This is a genomic window from Catenulispora pinisilvae (assembly GCF_015356865.1).
Lineage (GTDB): Bacteria > Actinomycetota > Actinomycetes > Streptomycetales > Catenulisporaceae > Catenulispora > Catenulispora pinisilvae.
Window position 1 is genome coordinate 1 of the sequence record NZ_JAAFZA010000233.1, and the last position, 16276, is coordinate 16276.

The 16276-nt window shown below is 71.3% G+C and carries 13 protein-coding genes; 11 read left to right on the forward strand and 2 right to left on the reverse strand.

Features of this window, described 5'->3' with window-relative positions:
- Both IZR01_RS39795 and IZR01_RS39800 read left to right on the forward strand, forming a co-directional pair.
- The coding region (locus tag IZR01_RS39795; protein ID WP_194926861.1) for a DNA polymerase Y subunit UmuC family protein at positions 1–1147 on the forward strand (1147 nt) is incomplete at its 5' end.
- 16 nt (positions 1148–1163) lie between these two features.
- The gene (locus tag IZR01_RS39800) at positions 1164–4556 is read left to right on the forward strand and encodes an error-prone DNA polymerase (protein WP_194926862.1); all 3393 of its coding nucleotides are present in this window, start codon (positions 1164–1166) and stop codon (positions 4554–4556) included.
- A gap of 165 nt (positions 4557–4721) precedes the next feature.
- On the opposite strand, the gene IZR01_RS39805 is transcribed toward IZR01_RS39800, so the two are convergent.
- Entirely contained in the window at positions 4722–5567 is an 846-nt protein-coding gene (locus IZR01_RS39805; protein ID WP_194926863.1) for an arylamine N-acetyltransferase family protein, read from the reverse strand.
- A gap of 41 nt (positions 5568–5608) precedes the next feature.
- Between IZR01_RS39805 and IZR01_RS39810 the strand changes: the two genes are divergently transcribed.
- Complete coding sequence (locus IZR01_RS39810; protein ID WP_194898849.1) at positions 5609–6184, forward strand: hypothetical protein; 576 nt, start codon at positions 5609–5611, stop codon at positions 6182–6184.
- A 12-nt stretch (positions 6185–6196) separates the two neighbouring features.
- On the opposite strand, the gene IZR01_RS39815 is transcribed toward IZR01_RS39810, so the two are convergent.
- The gene (locus tag IZR01_RS39815; RefSeq protein WP_194898848.1) at positions 6197–7084 is read right to left on the reverse strand and encodes a S41 family peptidase; all 888 of its coding nucleotides are present in this window, start codon (positions 7082–7084) and stop codon (positions 6197–6199) included.
- A gap of 206 nt (positions 7085–7290) precedes the next feature.
- Between IZR01_RS39815 and IZR01_RS39820 the strand changes: the two genes are divergently transcribed.
- The 8 genes from IZR01_RS39820 to IZR01_RS39855 form a co-directional block, all read left to right on the forward strand.
- On the forward strand, positions 7291–8493 hold the full coding sequence (locus IZR01_RS39820; RefSeq protein ID WP_194898847.1) for an MFS transporter: 1203 nt from the start codon (positions 7291–7293) through the stop codon (positions 8491–8493).
- Positions 8494–8541: 48 nt separating this feature from the next.
- The gene (locus tag IZR01_RS39825; RefSeq protein ID WP_194926864.1) at positions 8542–10845 is read left to right on the forward strand and encodes a glycoside hydrolase family 95 protein; all 2304 of its coding nucleotides are present in this window, start codon (positions 8542–8544) and stop codon (positions 10843–10845) included.
- An 83-nt stretch (positions 10846–10928) separates the two neighbouring features.
- Positions 10929–12617, forward strand: a complete 1689-nt coding sequence (locus IZR01_RS39830) for a peptide-N4-asparagine amidase (RefSeq protein WP_194926865.1) — start codon at positions 10929–10931, stop codon at positions 12615–12617.
- Between the two features lie 129 nt (positions 12618–12746).
- Positions 12747–13163, forward strand: coding sequence for an acyl-CoA thioesterase (locus IZR01_RS39835; protein ID WP_194926868.1), 417 nt, complete (start codon positions 12747–12749; stop codon positions 13161–13163).
- Positions 13164–13176: 13 nt separating this feature from the next.
- On the forward strand, positions 13177–13785 hold the full coding sequence (locus IZR01_RS39840) for a hypothetical protein (RefSeq protein ID WP_194899943.1): 609 nt from the start codon (positions 13177–13179) through the stop codon (positions 13783–13785).
- 198 nt (positions 13786–13983) lie between these two features.
- Positions 13984–14169, forward strand: a complete 186-nt coding sequence (locus tag IZR01_RS39845; RefSeq protein ID WP_194926869.1) for a chaplin — start codon at positions 13984–13986, stop codon at positions 14167–14169.
- Positions 14170–14439: 270 nt separating this feature from the next.
- Complete coding sequence (locus IZR01_RS53770; protein WP_194926866.1) at positions 14440–15486, forward strand: chaplin; 1047 nt, start codon at positions 14440–14442, stop codon at positions 15484–15486.
- Positions 15487–15717: 231 nt separating this feature from the next.
- On the forward strand, positions 15718–16276 hold a 559-nt coding region (locus IZR01_RS39855; RefSeq protein ID WP_194926867.1), incomplete at its 3' end, for a rhomboid-like protein.

Below are 16276 nucleotides of genomic sequence, written 5' to 3' on the forward strand. Positions count from 1 at the left end.
GTTCGCGGCCGCGTTGGCGGCACGTACCGACACGCGGGTGGTGCCGGGGCGGACCGCGGAGTTCCTGGCGGCGTTCCCGACCTCGGTGCTGGACCTGCCGGAGCTGGTGGAGCCGCTGGCCCGGCTCGGCGTGCGGACCCTGGGCCGGCTGGCCGAGCTGCCGGCGGACGCGGTGGCCGGGCGCTTCGGCGCGGCCGGGGTGGCGGCGCACCGGCTGGCCCGGGGTCTGGACGCGCAGCCGCCCGCGCCGCTGCGTCAGGGGCCTGACTTGTCCGTGGCGGCGGAGTTCGCCCCGGCGGTCGACGCCTCCGAGCCGATCGTGTTCGCCGCCAAGGCGTTGGCCGACGAGCTGCACGAGGTGCTCGCCCAGGCCGGCGTGGCGTGCGTGCGGGTGGCGGTGGAGATCCACGGCGCGGCCGGTCCCGGCGCCGAGCCCGCGGTGTCCCACCGGCTGTGGCGGCACGAGGGGCTGCTGTCGAGCACGGCGGTCGCCGAGCGGGTGCGCTGGCAGCTGTCGGGATGGCAGGCGAAGCTGCAAGGTCAGCAGGACCCTGACACCAAAGAAACCCACCACACCGACCAAGGCGTCACCCGCCTGCGCCTGATCCCCGACCACCTCGTCCCGGCCCGCGGCGTCCAGCCCGGCCTGTGGGGCGCGGACGAGGCCCCGGACCGCATCGCCCGCGTCGCCGAGCGCCTGCAGGCGATGTACGGCCCGAACGCCGTCACCCTCATCGCCGACGCCGGCGGCCGCGGCCCGGCGGACCAGGGCGTCCGCACCCCCTACGGCGACCTGCCGCCGGCGGTCCCCGAACCCGCGCCCTGGCCCGCCGCCCTCCCGGCGCCGGCGCCGGCCGACGTCCCCCGCGAGCCGCGCCCGGCCGAGGTCACCGACCACGCCGGCGCGCCGGTCGGGGTCTCCGGCCGGCTGCGGGTCCGCGCGCGACCCGCGGAGCTGACCCTGTCCGAGACCGGCGAGCGTCTCGGGATCCTGACGTGGGCCGGTCCCTGGCCCCTGACCGAGCGCTGGTGGGAACCGGAGGCGGCGGTACGCCGGGCCCGCTTCCAAGCCGTCACCGACGACGGCCGGGCCTGGCTGCTGATCGTGCGGGACGGCCGCTGGTTCGTCGAGGCGGTGTACGACTGATGGGAATCGTCAACTGATGGGTACCTTCAACCCGGTCATCCCCTGGCGCGAACTGGAGCGGCGCCTGACCTGGGGCCGCTACGGCGAGGCCGAGCAGGCCGCCCCCGCCCCCGAACCGGCGTCGGCGCCCACACCGCCGCGCACCGCCAAACTCGACCCGCCCTACGCCGAACTCCACGCGCACTCCCACTTCTCCTTCCTCGACGGCGCCTCCAGCCCCGCCGAACTGGTCGCCGAGGCCGCGCGCCTGGGCCTGCACGGCCTGGCCGTCACCGACCATGACGGCTTCGCCGGGGCCATGCAGTACAAGCAGGCCGCCGAGGACGCCGAGCTGGCCACGGTCTTCGGCGCCGAGCTGTCGCTGGAGCTGACCGCGGCGCGCACCGGCGTCACCGACCCGGCCGGCAGCCACCTGCTGGTGCTGGCCCGCGGCGCCGAGGGCTACCGGCGGCTGTCGGCGGCCATCGGCAAGGCGCAGCTGGCCGGGAAGGAGAAGGGCAAGCCGGTCTACGACCTCGAAGATCTGGCGAAGACGGCGACCGAGCTCGATGCTGCCGGCAGCGGCGCCGGCGGCGATGATGAAACCGGCAGCGACGATGGAACCGGCAGATGGACCATCCTCACCGGCTGCCGCAAAGGCACGGTCCGCCAAGCCCTGGAACGCCACGGCCTCACCGAAGCCGGCTTCGAAGCCGCCGACGTCGAACTCAGGAAGCTGATGGACCTGTTCGGCCCGCGCCGCGTCGTGGTCGAACTGACCGACCACGACCAGCCCCTGGACGACGCCCGCAACCGCCTGCTGGCCCGGCTGGCCGCCCGGCACGCGCTGCCGACCGTGGCCACCGGCAACGTCCACTACGCCCGCCCCGCCGACTACCGCCTCCACACCGCCATGGCCGCGCTCCGGGCCCGTCGCACCCTGGCCGAGATGGACGGCTGGCTCCCCGGCGCACCCACCGCTTACCTGAGGAGCGGTGCCGAGATGCTGGCCCGCTTCCCCGTGCACGAGTTCGGCAACGCTGTGACCCGCAGCGCCGATCTGGCCGCCGAGCACGCCTTCGACTTCGACACCGTCAAGCCCACCTTGCCGGACTACCCGGTGCCCGACGGCCACACCGAGGCCAGCTGGCTCAGACACCTGACATATATAGGAGCGGCCGAGCGCTATGGCCCGGAGAGCCAGAATCCCAAGGCCTACCAGCAGATCGCCTACGAACTCGACGTCATCGAACACCTGAAGTTCCCCGGCTACTTCCTCATCGTCTACGACATCGCAGAGTTCTGCCGCACCCACGGCATCCTGGCCCAGGGCCGCGGCTCGGCCGCGAACAGCGCGGTCTGCTTCGCCCTGGGCATCACCAGCGTCGACTCGGTCCGGCACGGCCTGGTCTTCGAGCGCTTCCTGTCCCCGGTCCGCGACGGCCCGCCGGACATCGACGTCGACATCGAGGCCGGGCGCCGCGAGGACGTGATCCAGCATGTTTACGCCAAGTACGGCCGCGACCGCGCCGCCATGGTCTGCAACGTGATCACCTACCGGGCCCGGCTGGCGCTGCGCGACTCGGCGCGCGTCCTGGGCTACTCCCCGGGCACCGTGGACGCCTGGGCCGGCAGTATCGGGCCGCACGAGGGTATCCCGGACGGCTCGCAGGACGTCCCCGAACAGGTGCTGGAACTGGCCGGGCAGTTGCAGCGCCGCCCCCGGCACCTGGGCATCCACAACGGCGGCATGGTGATCGTGGACCGGCCGCTGGCCCAGGTGGTCCCGATCGAGTGGGCCCGCCGGGAGGGCCGCACCGTCCTGCAGTGGGACAAGGACGACTGCGCCGCCGCCGGGCTGGTCAAGTTCGACCTGCTGGGCCTGGGCATGCTCGGCGCGATCCACGACGCGCTGGACCTGATCGCCGAGCACCACGACACCCGCCTGGGCCTGCACGATCTGCCGCAGGACGGGGACCCCGAGGCCGAGGCCGTCTACGCGATGATCCAGGACGCCGACACGGTCGGGGTGTTCCAGATCGAGTCCCGGGCCCAGATGTCGACGCTGCCCCGGCTCAAGCCCCGGACCTTCTACGACCTGGTGGTCGAGGTGGCGCTGATCCGCCCCGGCCCGATCCAGGGCGGCGCGGTGCACCCGTATCTGCGGCGCCGCAACGGCGACGAGGAGGTCACCTACCCGCACCCCACGCTGGAACCGGTGTTGCGGCGCACGATGGGCGTCGTGCTGTTCCAGGAGCAGGCGATGCAGATGGCGATCGCGGCGGCCGGGTTCAGCGCCAGCGAGGCCGACCGGCTGCGCCAGGCCATGGGCTCCAAGCGTTCGCCGGAGCGGATGGCCGAGCTGAAGGAGCGGCTGATGGCCGGGATGGCCGAGCACGGGATCACGCCGGAGGTGGCCGAGGACATCTACACCAAACTGCACGCCTTCTCAGGGTACGGATTCCCCGAGTCGCACTCGGTGTCGATGGCCTACATCGTGTGGTGCAGCTGCTACCTGAAGCGCTACTACCCGGCCGCGTTCACCGCCGCGCTGCTGAACAACCAGCCGATGGGCTTCTACAGCCCCGGATCGCTGGTCACGGACGTGCGGCGGCACGGGGTCCAGGTGAAACGGGTCGATGTGAACGCCTCCGGGGCGAAGGCCGTGTTACAGAGCCCTGACAAGCCCTACCGGCCGCGGCACCGGCACGCCTCGCCGCTCGACCAGCCGGCCATCCGGCAGGGCCTGAGCAGCGTGCGCGATCTGGGGGACGAGGTGGCGCAGAAGGTGGTCGCCGAACGGCGGGCCGGCGGGCCGTTCGCGGACATCGAGGACTTCATCGTGCGCACCGGGCTGTCCCGCTCGACGCTGGAGGCGCTGGCCACCGCCGGGGCCTTCGGGTGCTTCGGGCTGGACCGCCGGGAGGCGCTGTGGACGGCCGGGGCGCTGGCCGGCACCACCGCCGGGCACCTGCCGGGCACCGCCCCGGGCACGACGGTCCCGGAACTGGACCCGCTCACCCCGGTGGAGGTCACGCTGGCCGACCTGTGGGCCACCGGCACCTCGCCGGAGGACCATCCGATCGGCCACCTGCGGGCCCGCCTCGCGCTGCGCGGCGTGGTCCCCGCCGCCGACCTGCGGACCGCCCGCAACCGCAGCCTGGTCCGGATCGCGGGGCTGGTCACGCACCGGCAGCGGCCGCCGACCGCGCACGGGACCTGCTTCCTCGGCCTGGAGGACGAGACCGGGCTGATCAACGTCATCTGCCCGGCCCCGGTCTGGGAGGCGCAGCGGCGGGTGGCGCTGGAGCACGGAGCGCTGCTGATCCACGGGACGCTGGAACGGACCGACGGGGCGGTGAACGTGGTGGCCGGGCGGATCGAGGCGCTGCGGGTGGGGGTGACGCGGAAGGCTCGGGATTTCCGGTGAGGTGCCACACCGAAAACCGACGAGACCGATACGCGGAAGCTCCGAACCCCGGAAGCTCCGAACCCCGGAAGCTCCGAACCCCGGAAGCTCCGAACCCCGGAAGCTCCGAACTCCGTAAGCTCCGAACTCCGTAAGCCCCGGGCCCCGAAAGCTCCTGACCGCGGTTCAGGCGATCGTCGGAACCGTCGCCAACTCGATCCCGAACAGCTCCCGATAAGCAGCCAACACCGCCGCGTCCCCCTTGAGCACCTTCTCGTGCCGGCCATCGGCGTCGGCCGTGATCAGCCGCCGGCCGTTCAGCGTCACTCGGCCGTCCGGTGTCGGCAGCGAGCACATCAGGTTCCGGCGGAAGATCGATGCCGGCGACGTCACCTGCCACCACCGCCCCATCTCGAAGTCCGCCAGCGCCATCGCCCGCGGGTCGACCCGGTACTGCGGCGAGTCGTTGAGCTGCACGTCGAGCAGGCCGTCGGCGGTCTCGACGAGCTGGAACGTCCCGAACGGATCGTGCTGCGCACCGCGCTCGGTGTAGCGCAACGGCAGCTCGCTGTGCCTGCCGAACCCGACGTCGGCCAGCCACACCCCGCCCGCCGCGTCGGTGACCCGCAGCGCGAGGTGGTCCAGTGGGCTGTTGGTGAAGGCGCCGCGCTCCGCGGAGTAGGTGCGTGCGGCCATCCGGTCCACGCCGAAGCCGATCGCCTCCAGCAACGCCGCGAACAGGCCGTTGAGCTCGTAGCAGAACCCGCCGCGCCGCCGGGTCACGATCTTGTCGACCAGCGCGGGCAGCTCCAGCGAGATCTCCTCGCCGGGCAGGTGGACGCTCAGGTTCTCGAAGGGGACGGTCAGCACGTGCGCGCGGTGCAGCAGCCGCAGCGTGTCGACGTCCGGCTTCAAGTCGACGTCCGGCTTCAAGGCGTCCTTCGAGGCGTCTTTCAAGACGTCCTTCAAGGCGTCGCGCACGCCTATTCGGTCGAGATAGGCGGTAACCTGATCCGCGCTCAGCTCCGGCATGGCTCCTTTCTGTCAGAAAGGCGACGGAAAGGCGAGGCCTGATGCTCTCCGACTATCAGCGGCAGCTGTGCGACCGGTTCCTGGCCGCGCCGGTGATGCCCGCGCCCGAGCCCTGGCGCCCGGCCGCCGCGGGCACGATCGCCGTCGGCGGGTTGCTCGGCGTCGGGTTCGCGCCCGATCCGGACTCCGGCGAAGACCTGCTCATGGTCGTCTCCCACGACGGCTACGGCCTGTTCGACACCGCGACCGGCACGAAGATCGCCCGCGACCGGGATCCGGACCTGGAGCTGCCGGACGGCCCCGACCTCGCGTGCCCGGGACCGGGGCCGCTGGCCCGGGCCGGCGTCCGGGTGCCGATCGCCGGGCTGTTCGGCGGCGGCCTGCACACCGTCGCCGACCGCTGGGTCCTCGACGTGGTCAGTCCGGAGTGGCCGAACGACCGGGTGCTGCTCTCCACCGGCGGCGGCCCGTGGCGGGGGTCGGCGGGGGAGACGTGGTGGCACATCTTCCACTCCGACTATTCCGAACTGCGGGCCGCCGGGTTCTCGGCCTCCGGCCGCAGCCTGGTCGTCGCGACCAGTAGCGACATCACGCTGTGGACCCGGGCCGGGAACTGACAATAGGCCCACTCAGTCCCCGGCGATCCGGCCCCGGGCGTCCCGGTACGCGACATCGAACGCCTCGTCCGCACTCACCGCCACGTCCGGCTCCACGCCCACGCCCTCCCAGTTGGTCCCGGTGACCGGGTTGATCGCGCGGGCGTTGGGGATCGAGACCGTGACGTGCGCGGTCAGCGGGTAGAACTCGTTGTCGTGGGCGCCGCCGCGGGTGGTCTCGCCGACCAGCGTCGCCCGCTTCTGGGTCTTCAGGTTGTAGGCGAACTCCTCGCCGGCGGAGAACGTCTTCCCGCTGATGAGGACGTAGACCGGGCGGTCGAGGTAGCGGGAACCGTCGACGTGGGCCAGGGTCCAGTACTGGCGGGTGGCGTCCTCGACCCGCGAGTAGAAGTCGTTGAGATGGGTCTCGTCGTCCGGGAACAGGTAGCTGCACCACAGCTGGACGCCGTTCGGCGCGCCGCCGCGGTTCGCGCGCAGGTCGATGATCAGCGCCTCGGTGTTCGCGATCAGTTCCATGGCCGCGGCGATCACCCGGGCACCGGCCGACGCGTCGGCCACCAAGGTCAGATCCAGATAGCCGACGTTCCCCTCAAGCCGCTCGACGCGCCGGACACCGTAGTTCGCGGCCCGCGTCATCGCGGCGAAGATGGCCTCGTCGTCCCCCTGCTCTTCGAGGTCCCGAGGCTCATCGCTCCACGCCAGGCGCAGGTGCTTGTCGGCGCAGTACTCGAAGAAGATCTCGGTGACCCCCGCGCACAGGGCCGGGCCGTCCAGAGCGTCGAAGTCGCCCGCCGCCAGCGCCGCGGTGACGGCGCCGGCGGCCAGGGCCGCCTTGTCGGGGAATATGTACTCGGCGGTGAGCCGCGCCAGGGCGGCCTCGATGATCTCCGGGGTCTGCATGGCCCGGAAACCTACATCACGTACTCCGCACTGTGCAGAACTGTGTAGAGCGCAAGCCGGGAAACCATCACGAGCGATAGTGGGGGTCACAGTCGTAACCGACTATTGACCCCTACTGCCGATGTGAGAGCATGCCTGGCGTAGGCAACCCCTGCCCCGAACGCGGCTAGAGATTTCGTTCGGCCGTTTCGACACAAGGACCTCCCTTGGGCTACCTCGCTCTCCTACGCCTACCCTTCATCGCCCGGCTGCTCACCGGCTCCCTGGTCGGACGCCTGCCCGGCGGCATGTCCATCCTCATGATCCCGCTGGCCCTGCGCCGCTCCGGCCTGGACTACGGCTTCGTCGGCCTGGCCGCCGGCACGCTCGCGGTGTCCACCGCGATCGGCGGCCCGGTCCTGGGCCGGCTCGTGGACCGGGTCGGGCAAGTCAGGGTGCTGGTTCCGGCCGCCGCGGTCTCCGGCATCGGTTTCGCGATCCTCGCGCTGGCGCCGGGGGACCGGCCGACCGTGCTGCTCGGCGTGGTGCTGGCCGGGGCGGCCGCGCCGCCGTTGGAGCCGTGCATCCGCATCCTGTGGCCCTCGCTGGTGCCGGCCGAGGGCCTGGCCTCGGCGTACTCGCTGGACTCGGCCGCGCAGGAGCTGATCTTCGTGTCCGGGCCGCTGGTGGTGGCCGGCTGCGTGGCGTGGGCCTCGCCGGTCGCGGCGCTGTGGCTCGGTGCGGCGCTCGGCGCGGTCGGGGTGCTGGTGGTCGCGACCACCAGACCGGTGCGCGGCTGGCGTCCGGAGCCGCGCGAGACGCACTGGCTCGGGCCGCTGCGCAGTCCCGGACTGGTCGTGCTGCTGACCTCGCTGATCGGGCTGGGCATCGCGATCGGCACGCTGAACGTCGTCCTGGTCGACTACGCCGAGCACCACCACTTCCCCGGCGGCGCCGGCACGCTGATGGCGATCAACGCCTTCGGCTCCCTGATCGGCGCGCTGGTCTACGGCGCGCGCAAATGGCGCGGCTCGCCGACCGGCCACCTGCTGATCCTGCGGATCGGCCTCGGCGCCGCCTACGCCCTGCTGCTCCTGGTCCCGGCCCCGCCGCTGATGGTCGCGATCATGGTGGTCTCCGGAGTCTGCTTCGCCCCCTCGCTGACCGTGCTGTTCATGCTCACCGGCGAGCTGGCCCCGGCCGGCACCGCCACCGAGGCCTTCGCCTGGCTGATCACGCTGTTCAACGTCGGCGCCGCCACCGGCTCGGCGATCAGCGGCTTCGTGATCTCCCACGCCGGCCTGGCCCCCGCGGCCGCGACCGCCGTCGCCGGGATCGGCGCGGCCGTGCTGGTGCAGCTGGCCGGCCGCCGCTACCTGCGCCAACCCGAGCCCGAGGGGCCGGCCCTGGAAACTCCGGTATACGCCTGAGGAAACTGCATGGCGAGCGACCCCGTCCCGGGGGCAAGATCCCGGGCCATGGAACACCTGCTGTGGTACGACGCCCCGGCCCGCGACTGGGAACGCGAGGCGCTGCCGATCGGGAACGGCCGGATCGGGGCGATGGTGTTCGGCGGGGTGGCCGCCGAGCGGATCCAGTTCACCGAGAAGACGTTGTGGACCGGGGGACCGGGGCACCCCGGCTACGACCACGGAGACTGGCGCGAGGCCCGGCCCGGGGCACTGGAGGAGGTGCGGCGGCGGATCGAGGGCGAGGGCTTCCTGCCCAAGCCGACGGTCACCGAACTGCTGGGGCAGCCGAAGACCGGGTTCGGCGCCTTCCAGAACTATGGGGACCTGATCATCGAGTTCTCAGGGCTTGGTTTCTCAGGGTCCGACGATGTGGCTGATGCGGACGCTCCCCAGGACTATCGTCGCACGCTCGAAATCTCTGACGCTCTCGCCGGTGTCGCGTTCGAGGCGCGCGGTGTGCGCCACAGCCGAGAGTACTTCGTCAGCCATCCGGCCGGGGTTCTGGCGGGTCTGCTCACTACCGACCGGCCCGGCGGGGTTGATTGCGTTCTGCGGTACGAGCCGGGCGTCGAGGGGACCCGCATCACCACCGACGACGGCGCGATCGTCATCGAGGGCGCTCTCGACGACAACGGGCTCCGGCACGCGGCGCGTATCAAGGCGGTGCCGGAAGGCGGCAGCCTGACTACGGGCGCCGACGGCAGCCTCACGATCGAGGGCGCCGATCGCGTGGTCATCCTGCTGGCCGCCGCGACCGACTACGCCGACACGTATCCCGCCTACCGCAACGGAATCGACCCCGCGGGCCCGGTCGCCGACGCCGTTTCCCGCGCCGCGGCCACCACCTACGAAGACCTCCGCGCCGCTCACATCGCCGACCACAGCGCGCTGTTCGACCGCGTCGTGCTCGACCTCGGCGGGCAGGCGCCGCCGGACGTCCCCACCGACCGCCTCCTGACCGCGTACGGCACCGACGACTCCACTCCGGGCGCCGACCGCGCGCTGGAGCAGCTGTTCTTCGACCACGGCCGCTACCTGCTCATCGCTTCGTCGCGGCCGGGCAGCCTGCCCGCGAACCTGCAAGGCGTGTGGAACGTCTCGGCGGCGCCGCCGTGGTCCGCCGACTACCACGTCAACATCAACCTGCAGATGAACTACTGGCTCGCCGAACCGTGCGCGTTGGGGGAGTGCGCCGAGCCGCTGTTCGACTACATCGAGGCCTTGCGCGCGCCGGGCCGGACCTCGGCGCGCGCCATGTTCGGCACCGAGGGCTGGGTCGTGCACAACGAGACGACGCCCTTCGGTTTCACCGGCGTGCACGACTGGCCGGACGCGTTCTGGTTCCCCGAGGCAGCCGCGTGGTTGTGTCAGCACTTGTGGGAGCACTACGCGTTCAGCCTGGACGAGGGGTTCCTGCGGGAGCGCGCGTATCCGGTGATGAAGGAGGCCGCGCAGTTCTGGCTGGCGAACCTCCAGCGGGATCCGCGTGACGGGACGCTGGTCGTGAACCCCAGCTTCTCGCCGGAGCAGGGCGAATACACGGCCGGGACGGCGATGGCGCAGCAGATCGTGCGCGGACTGTTCGAGACGACGTCCGTTGCCGCGCGCATCGTCGAGCCCGACGCGGACTTCCGGGAACGGCTCGCCGCGGCCTATGCGGAACTCGACACCGGACTGCGGGTCGGCTCCTGGGGACAGCTCCAGGAGTGGAAGGAAGACCTCGACGACCCCGAGAACCAGCACCGCCACGTCTCGCAGATGTTCGCGCTGCACCCCGGCGCCGACATCGACGCCCTCCGGGATGAGGACCTGGCCTCGGCGGCGCGCGCCATCCTGCGGGCCCGCGGCGACGGCGGCACCGGCTGGTCGAAGGCCTGGAAGGTCAACTTCTGGGCCCGGCTGCACGACGGCGACCACGCCCACCGCCTGCTGGCCGAGCAGCTGAAGGGCAGCACCCTGCCGAACCTGTTCGACACCCACCCGCCGTTCCAGATCGACGGCAACTTCGGCGCCGCCGCCGGCATCGCCGAGATGCTGGTGCAGAGCCAGCACGGCGAGCTCCGCATCCTGCCCGCACTGCCCGCGGCCTGGGCGGCGCGCGGTTCGGTGACGGGGCTGCGGGCCCGGGGCGGGATGCGGGTCGATGTCGCCTGGGCCGATGGGGAGGTGACTGAGGTGTCGGTGACTTCGGAGCGGGATCAGGTTGTGGATGTGCGGTTGGGGTTGGGCAGGGGACCGGTGCGGGTTCCGTTGGAGGCTGGGCGGGCTTGTACGTGGGGTGGTGATGTGGGATGGGGGTTTTCGGGGTGAGCGGTTTTCGGGTGTGGAAAGAAGAGATCAAATAAAGGATCCAGCCCTTGTGTGGAGCCCAGGCCCGCGCCAGGGTGTCAGCCATGTGGAGACCCCTGGCTCTGGCCGCTGCCGCGGCCATGTTCGTCACTGGCACGCTCGCGGGGAGCGCCGCGGCCGCCGCGCCTGTGGCGCCGACCGTGGAGATCAACTATCAGAACCCGGTGACGGCGTTGCCGCCGATCGCGCGGCCGGACACCCCGAGCTGCACGGTCACGGCCATGCAACACGACTTCGCCAACAGCTACGGCCAGCCCTATACCGGCACCCTGGCGCCGCCCGCGGCCTGCCCCGGGCCCTGGTCGAAGGTGGTCCTGGACTGGTCCGGCAGCATTGCGGGCCGGCAGTACGACCGGCTGGCCGGTGTCTGGATCGGTGGTTCGGAGGTGTTCCGGACCAGTACTCCCGAGCCGGATCCGGCGGGTATCAGCTGGCACGTGGACCAGGACATCTCGGCGTTCATCCCGCTCCTGCGGACGCCGCAGCCGTTGGTGGTGGATCTGGGCAACGTGGTCGACAGCACGTATACCGGCACGTACCACATGACCATGACGGTCACCTACTACCAGGCCGACAAGCACAATCCCGAGGCCGCGCACAGTGATGTCGTCGTGCCGATCTCGCAGAGCACGTCGGCGGCCGGCTGGTTCGGCCTGACCAAGGGCCAGACCGCGAGCACGACCGTGACCCTGCCCCGCAATACCGAGAGCGCGGACTTGCAGCTCTATGCGCGCGGCGGCGGCTGTGAGGAGTTCTGGTACTCGAACGTCCCCGACTCCTACGCCGCGACCCACTCCAGCGAAGGACTCTGCGCCGGCGGGACGTATCGCGAGGTGCAGGTGCTGGTCGACGGCAGACCGGCCGGGACCGCCCAGCCGTTCCCCGTCATCTACACCGGCGGCATCAGCCCTCTGATGTGGCGGCCGATCCCGAGCATCGACTCCTTCCGCACCCAGCCCTACGATCTGGACCTGACCCCCTTCGCCGGGGTCCTGGCCGACGGCAAGCCGCACACCGTGACGCTGGTCCCGCCCGCGGACATCAGCGACACCTGGCTGATGGACGGCAGCCTGTTCGTGAACGTCGACGCAGGTTCCGCGCAGACCTCCGGCGCGGTCACCGAGGACACCGTCACGCCCTCGCCCGCCGTGGACTACACCGTGGCGGCGCAGTCCGACGGCAGCGACCTGATCACCGCCGCGGTGAACCGGGACTGGACCGTCTCCGGCTACGTCGACACCTCGCACGGCCGGATCACCACGAGCGTGGTGCGGCACAGCGCCTACTCGAACTCCGACCACCTGGCCAGCGCCGGCACGGTGCAGACCGTGAAGCAGCGGGACTCCGGCTGGACCCAGACCACGACCAGCGACGGTCCGGGCCCGGGACACCGGCAGGTCCGCGACGACACCTGGTCCTACCCGATCGACATGACCGGCACCTACGTCCCCGGCGCGAACTCGGACTCGTACACCGCCGACGGCCAGGTCAGCGTGGCGCGTCAGCTGACCAGCGCCGAGGCCGACCACGGCGACGCCTGGAAGCCGGTGTCCAGCGTGGACGACTCGGTCCAGGCGAAGGGGAGTCTGCAACGGGTCAACGGGACCGTGGTCGCAGCCGACGGCTCGGACTCGGAGCTGTATCTGGGGCTGGGCCGCGACGGGTGCTACGGGCACTACATCGCCGCCGACCACGGGTACGTGACCCGGGACGTGCTGACGGGGTGTCGCTGATCGCGATAGCTACTCGTAGGTAATATGTCGGGGGCGGCCGCTACGGTCGCCCCCGAGCTGCATTTCGCACGACGAGCTGTAGTTCGCATGCTCCCCACACGCGCGCCACAGCACAGCAAGGAGACGACCATGGTCTTCTCGGTCCCGGTCACCGTCCGCGGCTACGAACTCGACACCCAGGGCCACCTCAACCAGGCCGTCTACCTCCAGTACACCGAGCACGCGCGCTGGGAAATGCTGCGCGCCGCGGGCATCGGGCAGAACGATCTGATCGCCGGCGGTATCGGCCCGGTGGTGCTGGAGGCGAACATCAAGTACCTGCGCGAGCTGCGCGGCGGCGACGAGGTGGACGTCAGCTGCGAGTTCGACTGGGCCGAGGGCAAGATCTTCCAGTTCAACCAGCGGATTGTGAAGAAGGACGGCACGGTGTGCGCGGACATCGTGCTCGTCGGCGGCATCCTGGACCTGGTGGCGCGCAAGCTGGTGCCGAACCCGGCCGAGCGGCTGGCGGCGGTGGCGAGCGACCCGGCGGTGCTCGGGCTGTGAGCGTCTTCGGGCTGTGAGCGTTTTCGGGCTGTGGGCCGTGACGGCGGTCGCCGACGGGCCGGTACGCACCTGGCGGGAGCGCTACGCCGATGAGCTCGCGGCGACGGCCCGCGCCGACGGCCAGGCCATGGCCTGGTGGGCAGGTCTCGGCGACGACGCCTTCCTGGAACGGGACGAGCATGATCGGTGGCACCTGACCGAAGCCGGATCCGACTTCGCCGACCTGTTCTGGGAGTCCGAGCCCGCCGACCTGGTACCCGAGGTCCTGGCCGCGGCCGAAGCAGCCGGGGAATCCGGTCGCTGCTGCCCGAGCGCGCGCAAAGGCTCCCCGGCGGCGGCCTTCTACCAGGCGTTGGGGGTGGCGGACACGGTCCGGATGCCCGGCGGTCTCGGTACCTTCCTGCTCACCGCGGACGAAACCGCCGCCGCGCTGCCGGAGGTCGAACGGATCCTCGCCGAGACCCGCCGCGAGGAACTGATCGAGCGGGTCGGCCTCTGGCTCGACCACGCGGCCAACGGTTCGGTGGCCGGGGCGTGGGAGGTCGTGGACGGGGTGGTGCGGGTCTTCCGTGAGGCGGCGGCCCGGCAACTGGGTGTCGCCGCTGTGTCGGTGTTCTACTAGCCAGGACATTCGACAAGTCGGAAGTCATACCTTCACCAGATCGGCTGATCGCCGGTCGGTGGGCGTTTCGCTCACTCAGCGGTGGTCGTTTCTCCGGACGAGCGGCACGTGATCGGTGCCGCCGCTACACAGGAGGAAGTACCAGTGCTGAAGACCAAGAAGATCGCCGCGCTCGTTGCCGCCACCGGTGGTCTGGTGATGGCCGGGGCCGGGATGGCCAGTGCCGAGGCCACCGCGCACGGCTCGGCCCAGGACTCGCCCGGTGTCGTGTCGGGCAACAACATCCAGGTCCCGGTGCACATCCCGGTGAACGCCTGCGGCATTTCCGTGAGCGTCATCGGCATCCTGGACCAGGCGTTCGGCAACACCTGCGTCAACGCCTGATCGGCCCGCGCGGTCGCGTCCGGGGCGGCCCCGAGAATCCCTGGCGGGTTCTCGGGGCCGCGCCTTTTTTGCGGGTCCTGATGTGCTCGGCAGGACATCCCGCGCCTGGACGACCGGCCTGGCGCGGGGGTTGCCCCGGGAGGGTCCGGTTTCACTCGTAAGAAGGTTTCAGGGTTTAGTCGGAAAAACCTCCCGGAGTCTGCCTCGTTAGCTGATTAGGTCTATCGGCTCGTCTGAAGTAACGACAGACGGAACAAGGCAGGGGCTTTCATGCAATCGCAAGTGAAACGGCGGATCGTTTTCGGGCTCACCACCGGCGGGCTCCTCGCCGCCGGCGGCGCCGGGATCGCGCACGCGGACGCGACGAGCGCCGGGTCCGGCGACGGCGCCACCACCTCCGGCTCGCCGGGGGTCCTCTCGGGCAACACCATCCAGGTCCCGATCAACATCCCGATCAACGTCTGCGGCATCACCGCGAACGTGGTGGGCCTGCTCAACCCCGCGGCCGGCGACCACTGTTCGAACTCCGGCGGCGCCACCGCCGCCGGCGCCGACCAGGGCGGCACCGGCGGGGCGACCGCGGTCGGCGGCTCGCAGGGTTCGCCCGGCGTGCTGTCCGGCAACACCATCCAGGCCCCGATCAGCATCCCGGTCAACGCCTGCGGCGACAGCGTCAACGTGGTCGGGGTCGGCAACGGCGCCACCGGCGACCACTGCCACAACGGCGGCGGCGCGAGCACCGGCGGCACCGGCGGGGCGACCGCGGTCGGCGGCTCGCAGGGTTCGCCCGGGGTCCTGTCCGGCAACACCATCCAGGCCCCGGTGAACATCCCGGTCAACCTGTGCGGTGACACGGTCAACGTGGTCGGGGTCGGCAACGACGCCAAGGGCGACCACTGCCACAACGCCGGCGGCGCGAGCACCGGCGGCACCGGTGGCGCGACCGCGGTCGGCGGCTCGCAGGGTTCGCCCGGCGTGCTGTCCGGCAACACCATCCAGCTGCCGATCTCGGTTCCGGTCAACCTCTGCGGCGACAGCGTCAACGTGGTCGGCGTCGGCAACGGCGCCAAGGGCGACGCGTGCGCCAACAACACCCCGGTCACGCCGCCTCCGACCTCCCCGCCGCCGCCGGTCAGCGGCGTCCTCCCGCCGCTGGCCGGCACCCCGGAGACCGGCAGCGCCCTGCCGGAGGTCGCGCCGGCCGGCATGCTGGCGCACACCGGTTCGGACGCGCTGCTGCTGGCCCCGATCGGCGCGGCGCTGATGGGCGGCGGCGCGTTCATGTACCGCCGGTACAAGCCGAGCCGCGTGTTCTGAGGCTCGCTCGCAGGTTCGACCGCTCGCGGGTTCGACCGGCCGGGTCGAAGGCCCGGCCGGCCTAACCACCGGCCCGGACCCTCAGGGGTCCGGGCCTTGATGTGCTTGGATCCTCAGAGGTCCGGGTGCCGGTCTCACCCCGTTCCAGAGCTTTTCATCGCCTTCTCAGCGAGGGACTGCACAGTGCTGCTCAGGGCATACAGCTAGCGCGGGCACTGTTAGGGAGATGCGATGAGGACCGGCTGGGTAGAACTCGCCGCCATTCCGGCGGTGCTGTTGGTCGTGTACCTCCTGCGCACCAACGGCTGGGCCAGCGAGCACGTGCGGGCGGTCTGGAACTGGCTCAAGGCCTGGGCCAAGATGGCGCCGTTCACCACCGTGCTGTCGCTGGTGGTCGTGGTGCACGTCTGGATGCTGCTCGGGTTGTCCCCGCGGCTGCGCAACGCGGTCCTGCTGACCCACTCCACCACGCTGGCCAACCTCAAGAAGGAGCCGCTGACGGTGCTGTTCGGCTCGGCGATGTGGACGGACGTCAACGAGCTGGTGTTCATAGCGCTGACCGCGTTCATCTACCTCGCCCCGCTGGAGCGCTGGATCGGCACCTGGCGCACGGTGCTGGCCTTCCTGGCCGGCCACATCGGGGCCACGCTGTTGATCGCGCTGTGGATCGAGGAGACCGTGGTCCTCACCCCGGAGCAGGACCGGGTCTACGCGCGCACCATCGACGTCGGCATCAGCTACGGCGCCTACGCCTGCGCCGCGCTGCTGGCCTACCGGCTGCGCTGGCCGC

What these genes read in the sequence shown, in the direction of transcription:
- IZR01_RS39815 (WP_194898848.1), bottom strand. Translation starts at nt 7,084, where the DNA reads ATGCAGACCCCGGAGATCATCGAGGCCGCCCTGGCGCGGCTCACCGCC.
- IZR01_RS39800 (WP_194926862.1), top strand. Translation starts at nt 1,164, where the DNA reads ATGGGTACCTTCAACCCGGTCATCCCCTGGCGCGAACTGGAGCGGCGC.
- IZR01_RS39825 (WP_194926864.1), top strand. Translation starts at nt 8,542, where the DNA reads ATGGAACACCTGCTGTGGTACGACGCCCCGGCCCGCGACTGGGAACGC.
- IZR01_RS39805 (WP_194926863.1), bottom strand. Translation starts at nt 5,567, where the DNA reads ATGCCGGAGCTGAGCGCGGATCAGGTTACCGCCTATCTCGACCGAATA.
- IZR01_RS39845 (WP_194926869.1), top strand. Translation starts at nt 13,984, where the DNA reads ATGGCCGGGGCCGGGATGGCCAGTGCCGAGGCCACCGCGCACGGCTCG.
- IZR01_RS39830 (WP_194926865.1), top strand. Translation starts at nt 10,929, where the DNA reads ATGTGGAGACCCCTGGCTCTGGCCGCTGCCGCGGCCATGTTCGTCACT.
- IZR01_RS39835 (WP_194926868.1), top strand. Translation starts at nt 12,747, where the DNA reads ATGGTCTTCTCGGTCCCGGTCACCGTCCGCGGCTACGAACTCGACACC.
- IZR01_RS53770 (WP_194926866.1), top strand. Translation starts at nt 14,440, where the DNA reads ATGCAATCGCAAGTGAAACGGCGGATCGTTTTCGGGCTCACCACCGGC.
- IZR01_RS39810 (WP_194898849.1), top strand. Translation starts at nt 5,609, where the DNA reads ATGCTCTCCGACTATCAGCGGCAGCTGTGCGACCGGTTCCTGGCCGCG.